Consider the following 6,902-nt stretch of genomic DNA (forward strand, 5'->3'; position numbering starts at 1 on the left):
TCATGAACCGCACCATGCGTGCCGCCGTCCTCGACCAGCCCGGCCCCGTCGCCCACCTGCGGGTACGCGACGTGCCGGTGCCCGAGCCCCGCCCCGGCTGGGTGCTGATCGAGGTCCGGGCGTTCGGCCTGAACCGCTCCGAGCTGTACACCCGCCTCGGCTTCTCCGGCGCCGACGTCACCTTCCCGCGCGTCCTCGGCATCGAGGCCACCGGCCTCGTCGCCCGGGCACCCGGCGGCGAGTTCGCGCCCGGCCAGCAGGTCGCCACGATGATGGGCGGCATGGGGCGGCGGTTCGACGGCGGCTACGCCCAGTACACCTGCGTACCCGCCGACCAGGTCATCCCGTTCCGGTCCGAGCTGCCCTGGGACGTGCTCGGCGCGATCCCGGAGATGCTGCAGACCGCCTACGGCTCGCTGACCGTCGGGGTCGACGCCCGGCCCGGCGAGAGCCTGCTCATCCGCGGCGGCACCTCGTCGGTCGGCATGGCCGCCGCCGTGCTGGCCAAGAGCCGGAACATGACCGTGGTGTCCACCACCCGCACCCCCGGCAAGGTCGGCGCGCTCACCGCGCTCGGCGTCGACCACGTCCTCATCGACGACGGCCCGATCGCCGACCGGGTACGCAGCGTGCTCGGTGACGGCGCACACGGCGCGATCGAACTCGTCGGCACCACCACGCTGCGCGACACCCTGCGCGCCACCCGAACGCACGGCACGGTCTGCTTCACCGGCATGCTCGCCAACGAATGGACCGTCAAGGACTTCTACCCCATCGACTACCTGCCGAACGGGGTACGCCTGACCGCGTACTCCGGGGAGGCCGGGAACCTGCCCGCCGGCGTGCTGCAGTCGTTCCTCGACGACGTCGCGGCGGGGCGGGCCCGCGTACCCGTCGACCGGGTTTTCGGCCTCGACCAGATTCGCGAGGCCCACACGCTGATGGAGTCCGGCCAGGCCAGCGGCAAGCTGGTCGTGCTCCCGTGACCGTCGTCGAACCGCCTGACGGCCGCCGTCGCGGCGAGCGTGGCGATCAGGCCGGGGCCGGCGAGTCCGCGGAACCGGCGCTTTCCGGGCATGGCGTTTCGTCCTCGTTCGGGGTGACGATGCGCATCCGGGCCGTGCGACGGCCGGGGTTCCGCAGGGCGCGGACGCCGGTGCCGCGCAGCCAGAAGCCGGCACCGCGTCCGAGGACCGGTCCCGGTGCGCCGTCGCGCAGCTCCAGCTGCACCCGCCCGGAGGTGACGATGGCGAACGCGCGGCACCACTGCGCCGGAACCACCGCGACCCGCTCCCCGCCGCGCAGCGTGAGAGTCGGCACCGGGAGGACTACTCGGTGCCGTCGGCCGGCAGACGCTCCGGCAGCCCGAGCCGCGGGAACTGGTCGTCGTGGAACGTGGTGACCTCGGTGATCGCCCCGCCGCTGATCCGCAGCACGTCGATCGTCAACGGCAGGTACGCACGTTCCTCCTCCCGCCAGAGATAGAACGCGACGGCGGGCTGCCGGTTCACCGCGGTGGGTACGGCCCGCAGGCCCGCCATGCCCTCGAAGCCGTCCTCGTCCCAGTTGTGCACCACCGCGTCGCGGCCGAAGTAGACGCCCGGCGTCGGCGGCATCGACGCCCGGACATCGTCCCGCAGCATCGCCGCGAGCACGCCGATGTCCGTGGCCACGCTGGCCTCGGTGAAACGGCGCACCAGCTCGCGCGTCCCGGCGTCCTGCTCGCCGCCGGTCCAGTCCTGCCGCTCGGCGGGCAGGTGCTCCCGCATCCCGGAGCGGGCCCGCTGCAGCGCGCTGTTCACCGAGTTGACGGAGTCGCCCAGCAGCTCCGCGACGTCCTTCGCCGGCCAGCCGAGCACGTCCCGCAGGATCAGCACGGCCCGCGGGCGCGGCGCCAGATGCTGCACGGCGACCAGGTACGCCAGCTCGATCGTCTCCCGCGCCACCGCGACCGCCTCCGGCGCGTCCGCGTCGCCCGCGGGCAGCTCGTCGAGCAACCGGTCCGGGTACGGCTGCAGCCAGCGCACCTCACCGCCGGTCGCCGGCTCCGGGCGGCACTTGGCGAGCAGGTCCAGGCAGGCATTGGTGGCGATGCGGTACAGCCAGGCCCGGAACGTCGACCGTCCCTCGAAGGTCTCCCGCCGCCGCCAGGCCCGCAGGAACGTCTCCTGCACGGTGTCCTCGGCGTCCTCGAACGACCCGAGCATCCGGTAGCAGTGCACGTGCAGCTCCCGCCGGTGCCGCTCCGCCAGCCCGGTGAACGCCGGCTCGTCGACCTCGCCCAGACCGTGCACGCCCAGCTCCTCCACCCGCGTGTCCCCACTCATCACGTCATACTCCCGTCGCGTCGTGTCCCGTTCGCAGATATGACGGGTACGGACGCGACAACTCATCACTCGCGTGCCCGACCAGGGTGCTGGTGGTCCGGGCACTAGATCATGCGGCGCCGTACCCGCCACACCACCACACCGACCAGGACCGCCGCGACGGCGACGAACAGGGACGCCTCGATGAGCTGGAACGTCCAGAACCGGTCGGCCGGGTGGTAGACCCCGAACTCCTGGACGCCGCGCGCGTGCAGGAACTGGTTGAGGTTGGCGCCGGCCCGGTCGGCGGCGTCCTCCAGCTCGTAGTACTCGGCCGAGCTCAGCCTGCGCCCGGTGGCGTCCGCGTAGCCGTGTTCGATAGTCCAGTCAGCCCCCACCCCGTCCTTCGCGCCGCCGGCTCCGACCGGCTCCATGGTGGTGAGCGGCGTGGCGTACGCCGGACGGGCCAGCAGCCCCACCGACATCCGGGCGGCGAGGAACGCCCCGAACGCGACGCCGAACGCGGGCAGACTGCGCCGCAGGATCGCCCCGGCGGCGGTGGCGGCGCCGAACGCGAACAGCGCGTACGCCACCGGAACAAGGCCCTCCAGGTCGAAGGCGTCGTACTGGAACCGCCCTTCCCACGCGTCGAACGGCTGACGGAACCAGGTGAGCACCGCGGTGAACATCCCGGTCAGCGTGACGGTGACGCCGGCCAGTGCCGCGAGCTTGGCCGCCAGCCAGCGCATCCGCGGCACGGCCTGGGTCCAGGCGAGCTGCCAGGTGCCGTCCTCCAGTTCGCGCGCGAGCAGCGGCGCACCGAGGAACGCACCGACCAGGACGGGGACCAGATAGAAGGCCGCCAGGAGGTTCTCGACGTACCCGTACTCCTCGTCGAGCCGGCGGAAGGAGGCCACGCAGCCCTCGTCGAGACCGGCCTCCCCCGCACACCGGGCGGGACCGCCGGGGAACAGGTCCTGGGCCTGCGTCCCGAGCACCAGCAGGGCGATGCCGAACAAGCCGACGAGCAGGCCCAGGACGCAGACCTCGGTCCGGTGCTGACGCCAGATCAACCACGTCACTCCGCCACCCCCGACGTGACCGCGGCGCTCGGCTCGGACGGCCGGCGCAGGTACGCCAGCACCAGGTCCTCCAGCGCGACCGGCCGCGCCTGCCACCCGGGCGCGGCCGGGAGCCCGCCGTCGCGTACCAGCAGGGTCGTGTGCCGGTCGCTGTGCACGGCCTCCACGACGGTGCCGGCCCGGCCCAGGTCGGCGGCCGTGCGCGGGCCGACGAGCAGCCGGTGCTCGGCCAGGAGGGTGTCGATGTCACCGGTGAGCGTGACCCGGCCGTCGTTGAGCACGATCAGGTGGTCGCAGACGCGCTCCAGCTCGTGCACGACGTGCGAGGAGAACAGGACGGTCACTCCGCCCTCGGCCACCGCGCCCATCAGAACCTGCAGGAACTCGTGCCGGGCCAGCGGGTCGAGGCTGGCCACCGGCTCGTCGAGAACAAGCAGGTCCGGCCGCTTCGCCAGAGCCAGAGCCAGCGCGACCTGGGCCTGCTGCCCGCCGGAGAGCGTGCCGGCCCGCCGGTCCAGCGGGATGCCCAGCTTCGCCAGCCGGCGCTCGGCCAGCCCCTGGTCGAACCGCAGGTTGCAGGCCCGGCCGAAGCGGAGCATCTCGGCGACCGTGAAGCGCTTGTACAGCGGGTGGTCCTGGGCCAGGAACCCGACCCGGGCCAGCGTCTGCGGGGTGCTGACGGTGACATCATGGCCGAGGACCTCCACCGTGCCGGTGCTCGGTGCCAGCAACCCGACAACCAGGCGCAGCAGCGTGGTCTTACCCGCGCCGTTCGGCCCGACCAGGGCGATCACGCCGCCCGCCGGCAGGTCCAGGGTGCAGTCACGCAGCGCCCAGCCCTTCCGGTACCGCTTGCCCACACCGTCGGTGCGCAGCGCGAACTCAGGTGCCGTCACGCCACGTCCTCATTCCTCGTCTGCTGGTGGACGGACGCGAAGAGCGCGTTGACCGCCTGCTCGTCGAGGCCGGCCGCGTAGGCGCGGCGCAGCCAGGTCGCCAGGCCGCGACCCAGCGACGTGTACGTCGAAGCCGGCATCGCCGCCGACTGCTGTTCGTTGACGAACGTGCCCTGGCCGGGCCGGCCGGTGACCAGGTTCTCCTGCTCCATCTGCCGGTACGCCTTGGCGACGGTGTTCGGATTGATCGCCAGATCCTCGACCACCTCGCGGATGAGCGGGAGGCGGTCGCCGGGTTGGAGAAAGCCGAGCAGCACCGCCTGGCGGACCTGCTGGACGAGCTGCAGGTACGGCGGCACGCCGGAGTGGGTGTCGAGCCGGAAGACGAACACGGTAGCCCCTTACTGCTTTACTAGTGTCATAGTAAAGCAGTAAGACGGTGGTCACGGGAGCGCGGCGTCACGCCGTTCGGCAGGAGGGCGACGGACGAGTCGGCCTGTACGCCGGATTGAGGGCCGTAACCCGCCCCTGAGCTGCAGAAACACCGGCTGTCGGACCGCTGCGGGCGTGGCCAGGGCGTCACTCGTCATCCGGGAGTCGGAACAGGTGGTCGATCGCCTTGCGGGTCCGGTCCTCGCTGGCGGGCATAAGGTGGGTGTAGACCCGGAGCGTGAAGCCGGGGTCGGAGTGGCCCAGGTAGGCGGCCAACGCCTTGATGCTCTCCCCCGCGTCCAGGAGGGCCGAGGCGTAGAAGTGCCGCAGCGCATGCATCCCGGTTGCCCGGCTCTGCTCGATGCCGGCCGAGAGAAGCGCCGGGACCCAGCAGTGCTCGTTGAGCCAACTCCGGTCGATGGCGTTCCGGCGAGTGGTCGTGAACATCAACCGGGCTGTCACCCGCTCAGCATTGCTGGGGCTCTCCCACGGAAGAGTCACCTCCACGGGCGGATGGTGCTCGATATGAGCGTGGAGCCGTTCCGCAACGGAATCAGGTAAAGGTACGCGGCGGTCCTTGTCGTTCTTCGGCAGCCCGAATACGAGCCGCGAGCGTACGCGTTTCACCTGCCGCCGGATATGAATCCATCCCGTGTCGAAGTTGAGGTCATCGACGGAGAACCCGAGAATCTCGCCCTGGCGCATGCCGCACCCGCTCCCCAAGTCGAGAAGCGGCCGGTAACGCGGCGGCAGTCCCGCTCGAATGGCGGTGATCTGCTCCAGCGTCCAAGGGATGACCTTGCGTTCGATCGGACGCGGCGGCGTCACCGAACGGGCCGAGCAGGGATTCTTGGCGATGCGCTCGTCATCGACAGCCGCGCCGAGGATGGTGCGGAGGTGAGTGAAGGTCACCGCCCGCGTCGACGGTGCGATGACACCCACCATGCTGGCATCCCATTCGCGGATGTGGCCGGGTTTGATCGAGGCCAGGTGGCGGGAGGCGAAGTACGGGTACAGGTGGCGCCGGACGCGGATCTCGACCCCCTCCCGCGAGGATTCGTCCAGCACTCGAGTGCGCAGCCACCCTTCGGCGTACTCCTTGAAGGTGATCCGGCCGGCGGCCGGGTCGAGGTAAGTCCCGCGCAACTTGTCAGCCTCCACCGTGACGAGGAAGTCTTCCGCCTTCTTCTTGGCGCGGTCGGGGAACGACTTCTTCCGCTCCCGACCATCCGGATCGAGATAGCGGACGCGGTACCGCATCCACTTCCCGTACAGATCGGTCCTGACCTTCACCGTCGTGCCGTCCGGCTGAGCGATGGTCTTGTACCAGCGGTCCTCGATGTGGCCCATCTATGCGGCCTCCCGAGTCAGCGCGGCGAACCATTCCCGGACGGCGGTGGGGTCGTATCGCAGGTGCCGGCCGACCCTTCCGGCGGGCGGGCCGTAGTGGCGTTTGCGCCAGGCGTAGAGCGTTTGGACGGGGACGCCGAGGTAGTCGGCGACCTGGTCGATGTCCCAGAGCGCTTCGAGCGCTGTCGGTGTGGTCATGTGTCTCCCTTGGCGGTGACGGTGATGTAGACGCGGATTTCGCCGGTGTGGCTGGCGTGGTGGGTGCTGCTGCGGCAGGTCACGCGGTCGCCGTAGACGGTGGTGAGCTGGGCGACGAGCGCGGCCCGTTGGGCGGTGACGACGTCGGCCAGGCCGATGAGCCGGACGGCGAGGATGGGCCGGGGTCGAGTTGGCATGGGTTGTACTCCCTCGGAGGGTGGGGCAGGTGGTTTGCTCGTGTCGCTGTGGAGTTGTCAAGGAACGGTTGACACGTACGTGTCAGGCGGCGAGTGGGAGGGCCGAGTCGGCGTGGTCGTCGTCGGCCAGGTCGCGGGCGGCGTGGGCGCGTCGGCGGGCGGCGTCGGCGGCGGAGTTGGCGAGTAGGGCGTCGCCGGTGGTGATCCAGCCGGTGGCGTGGTAGCCGAGGCGGTACACGACCAGTTCGGCTTGTTGTTCGTCCCACAGGTGCGGGAAGCCTTGGGTGCGGCGCCAGATGGTGCGCTCGAGGCGTTTGAAGGTGTAGGTGACGGAGAAGCCCCGGCTCTTGGTGCTGATGTAGCCGCCGTAGCCGTATTGGTGGGCGTAGCGGCGTAGCCGGTGCCAGCCGTCGGCGGTGCCGAGGTCCCAGCAGGCTTGGA

10 protein-coding genes are annotated in these 6,902 nt (G+C 70.9%); 1 reads left to right on the top strand and 9 read right to left on the bottom strand.

The annotated features are described in order from the left end of the window. The first annotated feature begins 2 nt into the window (after window positions 1–2). Window positions 3–986: a zinc-binding alcohol dehydrogenase family protein gene (locus LDL48_RS06705; RefSeq protein ID WP_225254105.1), complete on the top strand. Its 984-nt coding sequence runs from the start codon at window positions 3–5 to the stop codon at window positions 984–986. A gap of 46 nt (window positions 987–1,032) precedes the next feature. On the opposite strand, the gene LDL48_RS06710 is transcribed toward LDL48_RS06705, so the two are convergent. The 9 genes from LDL48_RS06710 to LDL48_RS06750 all read right to left on the bottom strand — a co-directional run. Continuing rightward, complete coding sequence (locus tag LDL48_RS06710; RefSeq protein WP_225254106.1) at window positions 1,033–1,320, bottom strand: hypothetical protein; 288 nt, start codon at window positions 1,318–1,320, stop codon at window positions 1,033–1,035. 8 nt (window positions 1,321–1,328) lie between these two features. Continuing rightward, entirely contained in the window at window positions 1,329–2,327 is a 999-nt protein-coding gene (locus LDL48_RS06715; RefSeq protein ID WP_225254107.1) for an RNA polymerase subunit sigma-70, read from the bottom strand. 104 nt (window positions 2,328–2,431) lie between these two features. Continuing rightward, window positions 2,432–3,388: an ABC-2 membrane transporter-related protein gene (locus LDL48_RS06720; RefSeq protein ID WP_225254108.1), complete on the bottom strand. Its 957-nt coding sequence runs from the start codon at window positions 3,386–3,388 to the stop codon at window positions 2,432–2,434. Beyond that, complete coding sequence (locus LDL48_RS06725) at window positions 3,385–4,284, bottom strand: ABC transporter ATP-binding protein (RefSeq protein WP_225254109.1); 900 nt, start codon at window positions 4,282–4,284, stop codon at window positions 3,385–3,387. The genes LDL48_RS06720 and LDL48_RS06725 overlap by 4 nt, the downstream gene beginning before the upstream one ends. Continuing rightward, window positions 4,281–4,676: a GntR family transcriptional regulator gene (locus tag LDL48_RS06730; RefSeq protein ID WP_225254110.1), complete on the bottom strand. Its 396-nt coding sequence runs from the start codon at window positions 4,674–4,676 to the stop codon at window positions 4,281–4,283. The genes LDL48_RS06725 and LDL48_RS06730 overlap by 4 nt, the downstream gene beginning before the upstream one ends. Window positions 4,677–4,863: 187 nt before the next feature. Further along, window positions 4,864–6,066, bottom strand: a complete 1,203-nt coding sequence (locus tag LDL48_RS06735; RefSeq protein ID WP_225254111.1) for a tyrosine-type recombinase/integrase — start codon at window positions 6,064–6,066, stop codon at window positions 4,864–4,866. Beyond that, entirely contained in the window at window positions 6,067–6,264 is a 198-nt protein-coding gene (locus LDL48_RS06740; protein WP_225254112.1) for a helix-turn-helix domain-containing protein, read from the bottom strand. It abuts the gene before it with no gap. Then, window positions 6,261–6,461, bottom strand: coding sequence for a hypothetical protein (locus LDL48_RS06745; RefSeq protein ID WP_225254113.1), 201 nt, complete (start codon window positions 6,459–6,461; stop codon window positions 6,261–6,263). Before LDL48_RS06745 ends, LDL48_RS06740 begins: the two co-directional genes overlap by 4 nt. An 82-nt stretch (window positions 6,462–6,543) precedes the next feature. Next, window positions 6,544–6,902: replication initiator (locus LDL48_RS06750; RefSeq protein ID WP_372472056.1), on the bottom strand; the 359-nt coding region annotated here is incomplete at its 5' end.

The sequence above is a fragment of the Jidongwangia harbinensis genome (assembly GCF_020216025.1).
GTDB lineage: Bacteria > Actinomycetota > Actinomycetes > Mycobacteriales > Micromonosporaceae > Actinoplanes > Actinoplanes harbinensis.